The sequence below is a fragment of the Aureimonas sp. AU12 genome (assembly GCF_001463705.1).
Lineage (GTDB): Bacteria > Pseudomonadota > Alphaproteobacteria > Rhizobiales > Rhizobiaceae > Aureimonas.
Window position 1 is genome coordinate 33,020 of sequence record NZ_BBWH01000034.1, and the last position, 15,355, is coordinate 48,374.

General features: G+C 68.8%; 14 protein-coding genes. 8 read left to right on the plus strand and 6 right to left on the minus strand.

Annotation, left to right across the window (positions count from 1 at the left end; all coding sequences use genetic code 11):
* Positions 1 to 383 precede the first annotated feature (383 nt).
* Positions 384 to 2,702, plus strand: a complete 2,319-nt coding sequence (locus AUL33_RS14405) for a mechanosensitive ion channel family protein (protein ID WP_156419427.1) — start codon at positions 384 to 386, stop codon at positions 2,700 to 2,702.
* A 116-nt stretch (positions 2,703 to 2,818) separates the two neighbouring features.
* On the opposite strand, the gene AUL33_RS14410 is transcribed toward AUL33_RS14405, so the two are convergent.
* The 3 genes from AUL33_RS14410 to AUL33_RS14420 form a co-directional block, all read right to left on the minus strand.
* Positions 2,819 to 3,058 carry a hypothetical protein gene (locus AUL33_RS14410; RefSeq protein WP_062209442.1) on the minus strand — a complete coding sequence of 80 codons (240 nt, stop codon included), beginning with the start codon at positions 3,056 to 3,058 and terminating at the stop codon, positions 2,819 to 2,821.
* 93 nt (positions 3,059 to 3,151) lie between these two features.
* Positions 3,152 to 4,210 (minus strand): alpha/beta hydrolase, encoded by a 1,059-nt coding sequence (locus AUL33_RS14415; RefSeq protein ID WP_062209444.1) that lies wholly within the window; start codon positions 4,208 to 4,210, stop codon positions 3,152 to 3,154.
* Between the two features lie 218 nt (positions 4,211 to 4,428).
* The gene (locus AUL33_RS14420) at positions 4,429 to 4,782 is read right to left on the minus strand and encodes a hypothetical protein (protein WP_062209446.1); all 354 of its coding nucleotides are present in this window, start codon (positions 4,780 to 4,782) and stop codon (positions 4,429 to 4,431) included.
* 412 nt (positions 4,783 to 5,194) lie between these two features.
* Between AUL33_RS14420 and AUL33_RS14425 the strand changes: the two genes are divergently transcribed.
* The 5 genes from AUL33_RS14425 (at position 5,195) to AUL33_RS14445 (ending at position 10,602) form a co-directional block, all read left to right on the plus strand.
* A complete protein-coding gene (locus tag AUL33_RS14425) occupies positions 5,195 to 6,352 on the plus strand; it encodes a Gfo/Idh/MocA family protein (RefSeq protein WP_062209449.1) in 1,158 nt (385 codons plus the stop codon).
* Positions 6,353 to 6,365: 13 nt separating this feature from the next.
* Positions 6,366 to 7,250: a carbohydrate ABC transporter permease gene (locus tag AUL33_RS14430; RefSeq protein ID WP_062209452.1), complete on the plus strand. Its 885-nt coding sequence runs from the start codon at positions 6,366 to 6,368 to the stop codon at positions 7,248 to 7,250.
* Positions 7,247 to 8,104: a carbohydrate ABC transporter permease gene (locus AUL33_RS14435; protein ID WP_062209455.1), complete on the plus strand. Its 858-nt coding sequence runs from the start codon at positions 7,247 to 7,249 to the stop codon at positions 8,102 to 8,104. Before AUL33_RS14430 ends, AUL33_RS14435 begins: the two co-directional genes overlap by 4 nt.
* A 60-nt stretch (positions 8,105 to 8,164) precedes the next feature.
* Positions 8,165 to 9,388, plus strand: coding sequence for an extracellular solute-binding protein (locus tag AUL33_RS14440; RefSeq protein WP_062209458.1), 1,224 nt, complete (start codon positions 8,165 to 8,167; stop codon positions 9,386 to 9,388).
* An 80-nt stretch (positions 9,389 to 9,468) separates the two neighbouring features.
* Complete coding sequence (locus tag AUL33_RS14445) at positions 9,469 to 10,602, plus strand: ABC transporter ATP-binding protein (protein WP_062209460.1); 1,134 nt, start codon at positions 9,469 to 9,471, stop codon at positions 10,600 to 10,602.
* 163 nt (positions 10,603 to 10,765) lie between these two features.
* Here the strand turns inward: AUL33_RS14445 and AUL33_RS14450 are convergent, their stop codons facing one another.
* The 3 genes from AUL33_RS14450 to AUL33_RS14460 are packed head-to-tail and all read right to left on the minus strand — an operon-like array spanning position 10,766 to position 13,956.
* Positions 10,766 to 11,887 carry a D-TA family PLP-dependent enzyme gene (locus tag AUL33_RS14450; protein WP_062209463.1) on the minus strand — a complete coding sequence of 374 codons (1,122 nt, stop codon included), beginning with the start codon at positions 11,885 to 11,887 and terminating at the stop codon, positions 10,766 to 10,768.
* A gap of 1 nt (position 11,888) precedes the next feature.
* Entirely contained in the window at positions 11,889 to 13,400 is a 1,512-nt protein-coding gene (locus tag AUL33_RS14455; protein ID WP_062209466.1) for a M81 family metallopeptidase, read from the minus strand.
* 52 nt (positions 13,401 to 13,452) lie between these two features.
* Entirely contained in the window at positions 13,453 to 13,956 is a 504-nt protein-coding gene (locus tag AUL33_RS14460; RefSeq protein ID WP_062209469.1) for a hypothetical protein, read from the minus strand.
* A 113-nt stretch (positions 13,957 to 14,069) separates the two neighbouring features.
* On the opposite strand from AUL33_RS14460, the gene AUL33_RS14465 reads away from it, so the two are divergent.
* The gene (locus AUL33_RS14465; RefSeq protein ID WP_062209471.1) at positions 14,070 to 14,459 is read left to right on the plus strand and encodes a RidA family protein; all 390 of its coding nucleotides are present in this window, start codon (positions 14,070 to 14,072) and stop codon (positions 14,457 to 14,459) included.
* Positions 14,460 to 14,483: 24 nt separating this feature from the next.
* The gene (locus tag AUL33_RS14470; protein WP_062209473.1) at positions 14,484 to 15,353 is read left to right on the plus strand and encodes a MurR/RpiR family transcriptional regulator; all 870 of its coding nucleotides are present in this window, start codon (positions 14,484 to 14,486) and stop codon (positions 15,351 to 15,353) included.
* The last annotated feature ends 2 nt before the right edge of the window (positions 15,354 to 15,355 follow it).

The following is a 15,355-nucleotide window of genomic DNA, read 5'->3' on the forward strand; positions in this document are numbered from 1 at the left end:
CGGCACGCTCCGCGCATCCTGACCGGACGACCGTCGCCGACGCTCAACGAGCGTTCCGGCGATGCGTCGCGTGCCCACGCCGATGGCTCCTCGGCAAGGTTTGCCCTGTGGGCCCACATGACGGGCGTCCGCCGCCGCAAGCCGCCGAGGCGCCACGCCCCTGCCAACTTGCCTCCACATTGTCGTTGCGATAACGACCGTTTCAGCACCTATACGGCTCCTCTCATGAGCTTAGCGCCCGCATCGCTGCGGGTCCGCTCGCCCCTTGTCGTCTTTGGCCGGCTGCGCATTCGGCGCTGAGCCGCCGTCGCCGCCCGTTCCGGAGCCCTGGGATCATCAAGCGCCGTCTCTCCCCCCCGCTCGTCCTCCTTCTCGTCCTCGTAATGTCGGGATGGTCGACCCTCGCCGCCGCGCAGATGCTGCCGATCCCCGGGCTCGGCGGGCTGACGCGTTCCGCGGCCCCGGCGGCGAGCGAGCCGGCAGCGGGCGAGCCGATTGCCGGCGCTGCGGCCTCATCCGCAAGCGATCTCGAGGCGGTGCGCCGGGCGATCGCCGTGCTCGGCGACGAGGGCCGGCGCAGCGAACTGCTCGGCGAATTGCGCGCCCTCGAAACGGCTCTCGCCAGCGGCAAGGCGCCGGCGACAGCCGAGGGCGGATCACCGGCAGCGCCGGGCGAACCCGCCAAGGCCGGCGGCGAGGCCGCCGCACCGGAGGCCCCGGCGGCCGACTCCACCGCGCCGGTCATCGCCGAGGACGGGTTGATCGCGGCGATCTCGGCCAGCCTCTCGCAGACCGGCGACCTCTTCCGGACCTCGCCGCTCGCCCTGCCGATGGACGAGACGCTGGCGCGCGCCGGCGACGAGCTGGAGAGCCGGGCCGCCACGAGCTTCGGCGGGCAGGCGACCCTCGACTTCCTCCTCTGGGCGCTGCCCGGTGGGCTGGGGATCTGCGCCATCACCTACGCGCTCTTCCGCAACGCGTGGCTACGCCAGCGCCGGCGTCTCGCCGTGCGCCCCACCGGATCGGGCTTTCAGATCCTGCGCCGCGTCCTGGTGCTCGTGCCCTTCGGCATCGCGCCCGTCCTCGTCATCGCCGGGCTCGCCTCGGCCTGGGCCTCGATCTTCGCCCTCGACGGACGGCAGGTGCAGCTCTTCCTGGCGCTGTTCTCGCCGCTCTTCGCCGCGCTCCTGTCGCGTCAGGTCGCCTATTACATCCTGCTCGGCCTCGGGCCGACGCGCGGCTGGCGGCTGGTGGGCTACGCGCAGAAGCGGCTGCTGCCCTGGGTCGGCACGCTGGCGGCGATCGCGGCGATCACCAATCTCCTGCGCGAATTCTCGATCCGGGTCGCCATCGGCATGAACGTCGCCGACATCGCGACGCTCGCCGCCGATCTCGCTCTGGCGCTCCTCACCGCCGCCTTCGTGCTGCGCCATCGTCTCACCATCCGCTCGCTGCTGCTGCGGGGCCGACGCGAGGGGCCGGAGGGCAGCAAGGCCTCGGGCGTCCTCTCCAGCGCGCTCCACATCCTCGCCACCTACTGGCACGTCGTGGCGCTGGCCTTCGTCTTCGCCAACATCCTCGCCCGGCTGATCGGCCTCGGGCGCGGCGACTTCATCCTCCAGAGCTCGGCGGCGCTGCTCTACATCGTCGGCGGTCTGGCCGTGCTGGCCTTCGCCAATGTCGGCTTCACCCGCCTGTCGGCCAACATGGCGCGCGGGCGCACCACGGTGCGCCGCGCCATCCTGCGACGCTATCTCGACATCTTCCACGTGCTCTTCCAGATCGCCGTCGCCGCCTATGTCGTGGTGCGCTCGGTCGATGTCTGGGGCTTCGATCTCGGCGCATGGCTCCTCTCGGACGCCGGCCAGCGCTTCGTGCGCCCCTCGGTCTCGCTCATCCTCGTGCCGGCGGTGATCTACGCGGTGTGGACGACGATCGACACGGCAGTGACGCACAGCCTGGAGCCGACCGACAGCCGCGGGCGCCAGCGCAACCGCTCGGGGCGCCTGCGAACGCTCCTGCCGCTCCTGCGCAACCTCGTCTTCGTGGTGCTCGTGGTGGTCTCAGTGATCGCCATGCTCGCCAATATCGGCGTCGACGTCACGCCGCTGCTCGCCGGTGCCGGCGTCATCGGCCTCGCCTTCTCCTTCGGCGCCCAGCAGCTGGTGCAGGACGTCATCACCGGCTTCTTCATCATCTTCGAGGACACGATCTCGGTCGGCGACGTCGTCACGGTGGGTGCCGTCACCGGCACGGTCGAAGGCCTGACGATCCGCACCGTGCGCATCCGCGACGGCAACGGCGCGCTGCATTCGATGCCGTTCAGCCAGCTGAAGGCGGTGCAGAACAATTCGCGCGGCTTCGGCATCTTTCCGGTGTCGATCGGCCTCGCCTTCGGGGCCGATGCCGACCGGGCGATGGAGGTCATGGCCGAGGTCGGCCGCGAGATCCTGACCGACGAGGATCTGGGCGCCGACATGCTGGCGCCGATCGAGATCTGGGGCGTCGACGGCTTCACCCCCAACGGCGTCGTCCTCAAGGGCGCGATCCGCTGCAAGCCGCTGCAGCAATGGGGCGTCGGGCGCGAGTTCAACCGCCGCCTGAAGCGCCGGCTCGATGCCGAGGGCATCGACTTCTACGCCGCCGAACAGCGGGTCCAGTTCCAGGGACGGTTGCCGCAGGAGCCCGAGCCCGCCGTCTGAGATGGCGCGCCGGCGGCTGTCGGTTGGTCGGCCACATCACCCGCACGGGAGCCGCGTGGCCATGGCTTCGGCGCGAGGCTCCCAGAACGCCGCCGCCGCGTGCAAAGCCACCGGGATCAGGGGGTGGGCTGGTCTTCTGGCGCCGCCGTCTCGTCCGTTGCGCCGGCCGCAGGCCGCAGATGATCGAACGCGCCGTCCTGCGCCATCCGGGCGATCGCCGCATTGAACTCGGCCGCCGCGATGATCTCGCGGCTTTCGTCCGGGATCAGCCCGACGAAGCTGCCGGGCAGGTCGCCGGCCGGCGCCTCGTCGGCGGGCCGCACTGGCGCGGGGTTCTCGGGGTCGGTCTCGCCCATCCGTGGATCTTTCAAACCTTGCGCTGCGTGCGGGGGCCGATCCGGCCTCCAGCGCTCTCGTGCCGTGCAGCCGATCCTACCGCATCGTGTCGCTCAGAGCGACAAGGCGCGACGCAGCGCCGCGTGCTTGGCGGCATTGAAGCGGCGGGCGATTTGCGTGTCGGCGGGGAACGTGTCGAACCCGTGGAACGCCCCGGTGACGACATTCAGCTCGACCGGAACGCCCGACGCCTTCAAGTGATCGGCATAGGCGATGCTCTCCTCGAGGAAGAGGTCGATCGAGCCGACGCCGATGAAGGCCGGCGGCAGGCCTGAAAGATCGCGCGTGCGGGCCGGCACGGCCTGCGCCGGAACCGACCGGCGGCCGGGCGTCTCGCCGAGGAAGGAGGCCCAGCCGAAGCGATTGGACGGGGCGGTCCAGCCGATCACGCCGAGTGGCGCCGGCACGGATCGCGAACTGCCCGTCCGGTCGTCGAGCATGGGGTAGACGAGAAGCTGGAACGCCAGCGGCGGCAACTCGCCGCGATCGCGCGCCGCGATGGCGAGGAGTGCCGCATGCCCGCCGCCGGCGCTCTCGCCCATCACCGCGATGCGCGCCGGATCGACGCCGGCGGTGCCGGCATGGGCGTGCAGCCAACGCAGTGCGGCGTAGGTGTCCTCGGTGGATCCGGCAAAGCTCGTCTCGGGGGCGAGGCGATACTCGACGGCGAGGATGGTGCAGTCGAGATCGCGCGCCAGCCCCTGCAGGTCCGCGACCGCGCCCGCCGCCGACCCGAGGACGAAGCCGCCGCCATGCAGGTGGACGATCCCGGGGCGGCTGGCGCCCGGCTTGGCGTTGATGAGATAGACGGTGACGCCCGGCTGCCCGTCGGCGCCGGGAACGGTGAGCGGCACGAAGGGCACGTCGGGCGAGGGCGGGCGCACGGCCGAGGCCATCTGCCGACGCAATGCCGGAAGGCTTTCCACTGACAGCGGCGGCATCTCGTAGGTCAGTTTCTGGATCTGCCGGGCCGCCGGCCGCAATTCGGGATCGACGAACCAGAAGGGATCGGCGGCCTCGGGCGCCTGCGCAGCGGCCGGGGCGGCCACGGTCGCGGCGAGCGCCGCACAGAGGGCTGCGAAGGCGAGGTCGCGGCGCGTGAGGCTCGTCATCCCGGTCTCTCCAAGGCGCGGCGCGAGCCGGCGGGGCGCACCGGATACGACGGCGCGCGGGACGGGGATAGGGGGCGCGGCGAAACGGTCGTGTCGAGGTCGGAGCAAGTGCGTGGGGTGCCGCGTGAATCGAACGCGGCACCGAACCCCGAACCCTCCGGCGAACCGAGGATCTCGGGACGGGCTCCGGCGACGTGGCGCCGTCGGAACCCGGATCGTCAGTTGGCGTAGACGGGCAGCTTGGCGAGCTCGGCGGCCGAGATGTCGACCGTGATCACGCCGTTGCTCGACTTGAAGCGTTCGAGTGGCACGATGTACTTCATCTCGGAATTCTCCGCGTCGATGACGAGGGCCGACGGACCCGCCTCGGCGGTGCCGACGACCTTCTCGATGTCGCCGAGTCGCGTGCCGGCCGCATCGGTGATCGCGAGCTTTTCCAGCTTGCCGACCGTGAGGCCGAAGGGCTGAACGACGACGTCGCTCTTCAGCTCGACGACGGTCACGACCTGTGCGGAGGCGGTGGATACGAGAGAGCCGGCAAGGATCGAGGCGGCGACGAGGATGGCTTTCATGATGGTCTCCTATAGGGACGATGGCCGTTCAACCGCCCGGTCGGAGCATTCGTTCCTGCGGTCTGGGGAAAAGAGGCGTGATCGGGACCGGATCGGGCCTGCGAGCACCGAGTGCCTGTGTGCGCCGCCGGGATGCGGGTCGCGCAGCCCGCCCGGCAGCGGCAAGACGCGGAGGCGGCAGCGCTTTTCGCGTTTCTGGAACCCTGGCGAAGCGGCACACGCCCTTGCCGCGTCGCCGGCCGCTCTGGTGCGTTGCACAATGCGCATGCACCGTCGGTCTCTGCCGGACCTCCGAGCGATCTGAAAACGAATTTCATGAACGTGGGATTTCCCGACATTCTATTGACGTTTATGCGCGCCTGTCTCAACCTGCGTAAATGAATTACGTCGCCTCGCAGGGACTGTCGCGCATATGAGAGTTGGCATCGTCGGCCTGGGCTTTCGACTCGGCTATCTCGGCTACGTCTTCGATGCCGTCCACGAGGGATTCGAGATCGCCGGCTATGTCGATCCCGAGCCGGCGGGCCTTGCCGATCTCGCCGCCAAGACCGTGTCTGCCGGCAAGGCCTACGGGTCGGTGGCCGACCTCATCGCCAATGAGCGCCTCGATCTCCTGATGGTCGGCTCGCCCAACCATCTTCATCTCGATCACATCCGCCAGGGGCTGGAAGCCGGGCTGAAGGTGTTCTGCGAGAAGCCCGTCGTCACCACGATCGCGGAGAGCCTGGAGCTCGCCGCGCTGATGGCGCGCTTCGGCCACGAGCGGCTGATGGTCGGCCTCGTGCTGCGCTATTCGCCGATGTATCGCGACCTTCTCGCCGCGCAGGCCGCCGGCACGCTCGGCCAGATCGTCTCGATCGAGGCGTCCGAGCATATCGAGCCCTATCACGGCGCCTTCTTCATGCGCGACTGGCGCCGCTACGCCCGCTATTCCGGCAGCTTCATGCTGGAGAAGTGCTGCCACGACCTCGATCTCTACAACGGCGTCGTCGGCGCCCGGCCCGAGCGGGTGGCGAGCTTCGGCGGCCGCAAGAGCTTCGTGCCCGCCAACGATCCCGCGCTCGAGGGCGTCAACGATCTCGAACTCTTCCACCGCAAGAAGAGCGGCTGGATGGGCTCCGACAAGGTTTTCGACGGCGACGGCGACATCGTCGACTATCAGGTCGCCATCGTCGAATACGCCAACGGCGTCGGCCTCAACTTCCATACCAATCTCAACGTCCCCGACCAGTTCCGCCGCTTCTGCGTCATGGGCTCGCGCGGCATGGCCGAGGGCGACTTCATCCGCGGCTTCCTGCAGGTGCACGAGAGCCTGAGCGGCGCCAAGGTGGTCGACAAGACCTATTCGGCCACCGCCCTGTCGCAGCATTACGGCGCCGACGAGCAGATGGCGGCCGATCTCGTCGCCCACGTCCTCCAAGACGCGCCGCTGCCGGTTTCCACCCTCAACGCGCTGGAGGCGGGCATCCTGGCGCTGGCGATGGACGAGGCGCGCACCACGCGCTCGGTGGTGGACCTTCGCCCGGTCTGGGACCGGTTCGACGAGGCGCTCCTAGCGCGTGCGGCTTGAGCGCGGGGCGGGGATGAGCGTCCAGCGCAGCACCGTCCTCTTCGCCTGGCTGCTCTTGGCTCCGGCGCTCCTCTACGTCACGGTGATCGTCGCCTATCCGCTGGTGCAGACCTTCATCCTCTCCTTCACCGACGCCTCGCTGAAGCGCACCACCGAATGGGTGGGCACCGACAATTACGAGCGCATCTTCAACGCCACCTTCGCCACCGTCATCGGCCGCACCTTCCTGTGGACCTTCTTCTCGGTGGTGCTGAAGATGGGCATCGGCATCTTCGGCGCCGCGATGCTCAACGCCGCGGTGCCCGGCCGCGCCCTGTTCCGCCTCCTCACCATGCCGCCCTGGATCGTGCCGATGGCCATCGGCATCTTCATGTGGGGCTGGATGTACAACGGCCAGTTCGGCATGATTTCGGGGCTCCTGCAGAACTTCGGCATCACCGACGGGCCCGTCGCCTTCCTCGCCCAAGGGCGCACCGCCTTCTGGGCCACCGTCGTCACCGACGTCTGGATCGGCGTGCCGCTCGTGACGCTCTACATGCTGGCGGCGATGCAGTCGGTGCCGCAGGATCTCTACGAGGCCGCCTGGACCGACGGGGCCGGGCGCTTCTACCGCTTCCGCCGCATCACCCTGCCGCTCATCGTGCCCGCCATCATCACCATGTCGATGCTCTCGCTCATCGCCACGTTCAATTCCTTCGACATCATCTGGATCCTGACGCGCGGCGGCCCGAGCGGCACCACCACGACGATGATCATCGACACCTATTCCACCGCCATCGGCTCGAAGCGCTACGGCGAGGGCGCCGCCCGCGCGGTGATGATCTGCCTGTTCCTGTCGGTCTTCTGCTTCGCCTATTTCCGCCTCGTCAGCCGCCTGTCCGGGGGAATGAAGCGATGAACCGGTCGACGATGATCAACCGCTACCGCTGGTACGAGCTGGTCGGCATCTATGCCGGCATCGCGGTCTTTCTCGCCTTCATCCTGGCGCCCTTCGTCGAGGGTTTCCTCGTCTCGCTCAAACCCCTGTCGCTGCTCTTCTCCTCGCCCTACCGGTTCTGGCCCGAGAACGGATCGTTCGATGCCTACCGCACGATGTGGACGAGCGTGCCGGGCTTCGGCTGGTACATCTTCAACTCGTTCTTCATCTCGCTCACCGTCACCGCCGTGGTGCTCGTGCTCGTGGTGCCCGCGGCCTACGCCTTCGCGCGCTTCGAGTTTCGCGGCAGCGGGCCGCTTCTGGCCTCGTTCCTGGCGGTCAACATGTTCTCCGGCGCGGTGCTCCTGATCCCGCTGTTCCGGCTGATGCGCACGCTCGGCGTCCTCAACACCTATCTGGCGATGATCGTGCCGGGCGTCGCCTTCCTCATCCCCACGGCGATCTGGCTCCTGCGCACCTACATGATGCGCATTCCGCGCGAGCTGGACGAGGCTGCCTACATGGACGGCGCCGGCACGCTCTACACGCTGCGCCGCGTCATCCTGCCGATCGCCATGCCCGGCATCACCGTGGTCGCCATCACCACCTTCATCGGCGCCTATGCCCAGCAGTTCATCTACGCCCTGACCTTCAACTCGAAGACCGAATACATGCCGCTGCCGGTGGGCCTCTTCGCCTATTTCGGCAAGCAGGAGGTGATCTGGAACGAGCTGATGGCGGCGAGCTTCGTGGGCATCGCGCCCGCCATGGTCCTGATCTTCTTCATGCAGCGCTATCTCGTGGCGGGTCTCACCGCCGGCGCGGTGAAGCAGTAGAGCCGCCCAAGCCCTGAACCCCCCTTTCCCCTCAACACAAGCCGAACGGGATCCCGCGCCATGAAACCCTCCACCACGTTGCTCGCCGGGGCGCTCGCGCTCCTGGCGACCACCGCGCTGCCCTCGATGGCCAGCGCCGCCGACATCAGCTTCATCTATTGCGGCGACCAGATCGATCCCGTGCAGGACCGCACGATCAAGGAATGGAACACGGCCAACGCCGACGATCAGGTGAAGGTCGAGGTGGTCGGCTGGGAGCAGTGCCAGGACAAGGCGACGACGCTCGCCGCCGCCGGCACCCCGGTCGGGCTCGCCTATGTCGGCTCGCGCACCCTGAAGGAGTTCGCGCAGAACGACCTCATCGTTCCCATCCCGATGAGCGACGCGGAGAAGGCCAGCTACTTCCCCAACATCGTCGAGACCATCACCTTCGAGGACAAGCAGTGGGGCGTGCCCGTCGCCTTCTCGACGAAGGCGCTGTTCTGGAACAAGGACCTCTTCGCCAAGGCCGGCCTCGACCCCGAGACGCCGCCCAAGACCTGGGCCGAGGAGATCGAGTTCGCCAAGGTCATCAAGGAGAAGACCGGCATCGGCGGTTTCGGCCTCGTCGCCAAGACCTTCGACAACACGATGCACCAGTTCCTTCACTGGGTGTACACGAACAACGGCCGCATCGTGGACACGGAGGGCAACATCACGCTCGACAGCCCGCAGGTGCTCGCCGCGCTCCAGGCGGTGAAGGACATCACCCCCTATTCGGAAGAGGGCCCGACCGCCTACGAGCAGAACGAGGTGCGCGCCATCTTCCTCGACGGCAAGCTCGGCATGATCCACAACTCGACCGGCGCGATCCCGCGCCTCGAGGGCACGAAGATCCAGTGGGGCGTCGCCAACCTGCCGCTCGGCCCCGAGGCCAAGGGCCCGGGCACGCTGCTGATCACCGACAGCCTCGCGGTCTTCTCCGGCACCGGCGTCGAGGACAAGGCGATCGAGTTCGCCAAGTTCCTCACCAAGCCCGCCACGCAGGAAGAGTACGAGCTGACCGGCGACGACGGTCTCGTGCCGCTGCGCCCGTCGGCCAATGTCGACAAGTACGTGGCCGAGCATCCCGCCTGGAAGCCGTTCATCGACGGCATCGCCTTCGGCGGTCCCGAGCCGCTCTTCACCGACTACAAGGGCTTCCAGAACGCGATGATCGCGATGGTCCAGTCGGTGGTGACGGGCCAGGCGACCCCGGAAGAGGCGATCAAGACCGCCTCGGCCGAGATCGAGCGTTTCCGCTAACCTCTCAGATCCGAAGGCCCCGCTGCCGCGAGCGGGGGGCCTTCGGGCAAAGCCTTCCACCGCATCAGGAGATCCGCCCCTTGGGACAGCTCAGCCTCCACGACGTCCGCAAGTCCTTCGAGACGTTCGAGGTCATCAAGGGCGTCGATCTCGAGGTCCGCGACGGCGAGTTCGTGGTGTTCGTCGGGCCGTCGGGCTGCGGCAAGTCCACGCTCCTGCGGATGATCGCGGGGCTGGAGGAGATCTCGCACGGGGACCTTCTGATCGACGGCAAGCGCGTCAACGATCTCGCCCCGGTCAAGCGCGGCATCGCCATGGTGTTCCAGTCCTACGCGCTCTATCCGCATATGAGCGTCTTCGAGAACATCGCCTTTCCCCTGCGCGTCGAGCGGATGGCGGAGGCGCTCTTACGCGAGCGCGTCCTCAACGCCGCGCGCATCCTGCATCTGGAGGAGCGGCTGGAGCAGAAGCCGGGTCTCCTCTCGGGCGGCCAGCGCCAGCGCGTCGCGATCGGCCGGGCCATCGTGCGCCAGCCCAAGATCTTCCTCTTCGACGAACCGCTGTCCAATCTCGACGCGGCACTGCGCGGCGACATGCGCATCGAACTTGCCAAGCTCCACCGCCAGCTCAAGGCGACGATGATCTACGTCACGCACGACCAGGTCGAGGCGATGACGATGGCCGACCGGATCGTGGTGCTGAATGCCGGACGGATCGAGCAGACCGGCGCGCCGCTGGAGCTCTATCACAAGCCGGCCAACACGTTCGTCGCCGGCTTCATCGGCAATCCCCGGATGAACATGCTCACCGTTACCTGCGCGGGCGTCTCGGAGGCCGGCGTTGCCGTCGAATACGGCGGGCGCACCATCACCGTGCCCGTGGTGCCGCGCGCGGTGCAGCCGGGCGAGACGCTGACGCTCGGCATCCGGCCCGAGCATGTCGAGATGGGCGCGGGCGACCTTGCGCTGACCCTTGTGCCAGGCGTCATCGAGCGCCTGGGCGCGCAGACCGTGGCCTATGCGGGGCTGGGATCAGAGGGCGTCGCCTTCTGCGCCATGCTGGCGGGCGCCGCGGTGATCCGCGTCGGCGAGCCCGTCGAAGCGGGCGTGCGTGCCGTCGATTGCCACCTCTTCGACGCCGCCGGCCAGGCCTTCGAGCGCCGCGTCGAACTCACCGACATCGACCTCGACCTCCTCAAGGTCACCGCCGCTTGAGGCGCGGTTTCAGGACCGGCTCGGCTCTTCAAGGGCCGCTCGAACCCGGCCGGCGCCGACTCACAACGAGTTGTCGACGGCCTCACCCCGAGCCCGTCGAAGGGCGATGATGCGAGAAGGGGTCGGGGCGCGGCCGGTTGCGCCAACGCCCCAAGCGCCGCCGCTACCAGACCAGCCCGCGCGCGGCCACCGGCTCGACGCGGGTGACGATCCCGTCGCGGTGGAAGATCATGTGGTCGAAGAGGTTCGAGACCACGCAGGTGTGGTTCGGCACGATGCGCAGGCGCTCGCCGATCGCCGGGCCGGCGCCATCGCCCGCGCCGAGATCGATCACGCCGTGCTCCTCCGACAGGCCGACGATGCGCGCGTTCGGGTAGCCGAGGACGAGGCCGTGATCGGCAAAGCCCAGGAGGTCTGAGGTCAGCGCCTTCGTGCCGGCGTCGATCACCGCGCGCGTCGCGGTCGGGCGCGACACCACCGTCGCCAGGACGTGCATGGCGCAGTCCTCCTCGCCGCAATGGCCGGCGCGCACGGTGGAGCGGTCGTTGTAGATGTAGGTGCCGGCGCGATGCTCGGTGGCGCTCGTCACCAGATGGGCGTCGAAGAGGCTCGGCGTGCCGCCGTTGCTGATCGCGGGGCAGTCGAGGCCGCGTGCCGACAGACCCGCCAGCGTCGCGGCGAAGAACGCCTCGACCTCCGCCGCCCCGCCGGTGCGCGGATAGGTCATCAGCCCGCCGAAGGCGAGGCCGTCGGCGGCATGGATGCGCGCCGCCAGCGCCACGGCGTCCTCCGGGCTCTGGACGCCGCAGCGCCCCCCGCCCGTGTCGCATTCCACCAGAACGGGCAGGGGGCGGCTCTCGCCCGCAAAGACGCCGGAGAGGCCCGCCACCGTTTCGGCGCTGTCGGCAGTGGCCTTCAGCCCGGCGATCCGCCGGTGCAGGCTCAGGAGCCGCGCCAGCTTCTCCGCGCCCCAGATGTTGAAGGTGATGAGGATGTCCTCGATGCCGGCATCGGCGAAGATCTCGGCCTCGGTGATCTTCTGGCAGTTGATGCCGCGGGCGCCCGCCGCGATCTGCTCGTGCGCCAGCGCCGGGATCTTGTGGGTCTTGATGTGCGGGCGAAAGCTCAAGCCCTGCGCGTCCATGTAGCGCTGGACACGGGCGATGTTGCCGGCGAGCCGGTCCTCGTCGATCACCGGGCGCGGCGTCGAGACGCTCTCCAGCCGGTCGCCGGGGCGCGGCAGCAGCGGTTCGTCGGTGGGGCGGCTCCGGGTTGCGATCGACATGTCAGGCGGCCTGTCCGTCTCGGGATGGATGTGTGGCATCGGGGAGGCCGAGGCCGTGCGGGTCGGCGACCATCGGCCAGATGTCGCGCGGCGCGCGGCGATAGGCGGTGGTCGCCGGCTGGTTGGGATAGGGCGTCCCGGCCGAACAATAGATGATCTCGGAGGCGATCTTCGAGAAGGAGGCGAAGAAATGGTTCGTCGACTTGATCGCGAGAATGCGCTTCGCGGCGGGATCGATGCCCATCTCGGAGAACAGGCTGGGATCGAAGCTCTGCGCCCGCGTCGAGTTGAGGATGACGTCGAGCCCGTCGAAGCGGATATGGGCGGCGTCGCCGAAGGGCGCGAAGCTCTCGCCGAAGCGCATCTGCGCGTCGCGCTTCAGCCGCACGACCTCGACCCGCGCGTCGATCGGCTGGCCGGTGCCCGGCGCGGATTTGGCCCCGAAGCGCAGCGCGATCGTCGCGCCCTCGCCGGCGGCCATGCAGACCTGTACCGCCATCGGGTCCCAGATCGTGCCGACCGCGACGCCCTCGGCGCCTTGCCCCAGAAGCTCCGCGAGGAGGACGGTCGCGTCCCCCGCCGTGCCGCCGCCTGGATTGTCCCAGACGTCGGCGATCACCACCGGTCCGGCGCTCGCGCTCGCGCTCATCGCCCGTGCCACCGCCTCGGCCGCCGACACCTGCGGCATGATGAAGGTGCCGCGTCCGGCGAAGAGCTCCAGCCCGAGCCGGCGTGCGATCGCCGCGCCCTTGTCGGGCCGCGCGTTGGTGACGGCGAGGACCTTCGTGCCCATCTCCGGCACGTCGCCGGCCATGAAACCGTGGATCACCGAAAGCGACAGGATGTCGGGGTCAGTGGCCTCGATCGCCGTCATCCGGTCGACGAAGGAGCGCATCGGCTCGCGCGAGGTCGGGAACACGTCGATCATCCGGCAGTCGAACACCGACATGACCGGCCGCACCCGGCCCTCCAGCGTGTCGGCCGCGATGCGCCAGAGATCGCGCGCCCGGTCGACGAAGTCGGTGTGCGGGAACTCCTTGAAGGCGACGAAGAATTCGGCGGCCGCGAGGCGCCGCGCCGTCAGGTGACTGTGCGGGTCGAGCTCGGCGCAGACGAGGATGTCGGGGCCGACGATCGCGCGGACATGATCCAGGAAATCGCCCTCGGTGTCCTCGTAGCCGTCGGCCACCATCGCCCCGTGCAGGCCGAGCACCACCGCGTCCACCGGCATCGCCGCGCGCAGCTGATCGAGGATCTCGTCGCGCAGGCTCTCATAGGCGAGGCGGTTGACGAGGCCCGCCGGGTCGGCCCAGGTCGCCGTGCCCTCGATGAGGGTCCAGCCCTTCTCGCGCGCCACCTCGCGCCCCACCGTGATCGGCGCGGTGCAGAGGGTCGGCGTCTCCGGGTGCTGCCCGGGCGGGGCGTAGAGCGAGGCCTCGAAGGCCCGGCGATCGACGCAGATAGGCGAGAACGTGTTGGTTTCGGTCGCCAGCGCCGCCGTGAAGATCCGCACGTGAGGTTCCCTTCCGATCTCTGAGAGTCCGTTTGACGACCCGAGCGGGTCGTCAAACGGACTCTGAAGCCGTGCCCATCGGGTTCGGCAGGTAGCCGGTGAAACCGGCGATCTTCCACCGGCCCTCGACGTGCCGGCAGAGATAAAGCGTCTGCCAGTTCATCGCGTCGAAGCCGCCGTCGGCTTTGCGCAGCCCCCCGTCGAACTTCTTGCGCGCCAGCGCCGTGTCGCCCTCGATGTCGATGACCGTGAGGGTCGTGGCGGCGAAGATCGCGGCGCGCGGGTCTTCGGCAAATCTCTGGCCGGCGAAATCGCGGGCCTGACGCAGCCATTCCTCGCGATAGGCGGCGAGATCGGGAAAGCCGAGGCGCCAGCGGTCGGGGTTGTCGCCGCGTCCCGCATCGATGCCGACGAAGCCCTCCTCCACGAAGTCGCCGGCCACCATGGCCCAGTCGGCGGCGAGGAAGGCGTCGATGTCCCGCGTCACCAGCATGGTCCAGATCGCGCGCCGCGCGGGGTCGGAGGCCGGGAAGGGATTGGCGAGGGGATCGCGCATGAAGGGCCCATTCTCGAAACGATTTTCACGGATGCGATTTTCTCTGGCAAAATTCGGCGTTCCATGGTGCTCTGTCAATCGAATGCGAAAATAATTTGCAAGGACGACCGGCCATGACGATCACGCGCTACGGGACGGGAGAGAGCGGTGCCGGTGGCAAGGCCCTGCCGTTCGCGCGCGCCGTGGAGGCCGCCGGCTGGCTCCACGTCTCCGGTCAGGTGGCGATGGAGGGCGGCGAAATCATTGAGGGCGGCATCGTCCCGCAGACCCACAAGACCCTCGCCAACCTGATGGCGATCCTGCGCGAGGCCGGCTACGGGCCGGAGCATGTCGTGCGCGTCGGCGTCTGGCTCGACGACCCCCGCGACTTCTGGACCTTCAACAGGATCTACGCCGAGACGTTCGGTGCCCATCCGCCGGCGAGGGCCTGCGTCCAGGCCTCGATGATGGTGGACTGCAAGGTCGAGATCGACTGCATCGCCTACAAGGCGCCGGCGGCGTGAGCGTTTAAGACAGACGAGGCGCGGATGCCGGCGGATCTCTTCACCGTGCTGCAGGATGAGCGGCCCCGCCTGTCGCCTTCCGAGGCGCGGATCGCCGACATCCTCCTCAGCGACTTCGAGTTCGCGGTGAACGCCTCGATCATCGAGCTGGCGGGCCGCGCCGACGTCTCGCCCCCCACCGTCACCCGCTTCTGCCGGCGTCTGGGCTGCGACAGCTTCTCGGACTTCAAGGTGCAGCTGGCGCGCACCGCCTATGTCGGCCTGCGCTATCTGCGCCCCGAGCCGCAGAGCCGCGACACCGCGGATGTCGCGAGCGACATCGTGGAAAAGGCGCAGAACGCACTCTTCCTCATGCATCGCGCGCTCGATCTTCCCGCCATCGAGCGGGCGGTCGAGCGGATCGCCGCGGCCGAGATGATCTACGCCTTCGGTTCGGGCGGCAATTCCTCGATGATCGCGGGCGAGATCCAGAACCGGCTCTTCCGGCTCGGCCTTCGCGTCACCGCCAGCGCCGACCATGCGATGCAGCTGATGATGGCCGCCGCCGCGTCCCCGCGCGACGTCATCGTCGGCTCGTCCTTCTCGGGCCGCAATGCCGAGCTGGTGCGCGCCTTCGCCTTGGCCCGCGAGGGCGGCGTCGCGACGATCGCCATCGCCCAGAGCGCCAGTCCGGTGGCCGAGGCCGCCGACATCGTGGTGCCGGTGGACCTCCCGGAGGGCGTCGACATCTTCCGGCCGACCTCGACGCGCATCGCCTACGTCGCGGTGGTCGACATCATCGCCAGCCTCGTCGCCTACCGCGTGCAGCCGCAGGCGAGCGCGACGCTCCGGCGCATCAAGCAGCAGCTCGTCGCCCATCGCGACGGCGACGACCGGCAGATCCTGGGAGACTGACG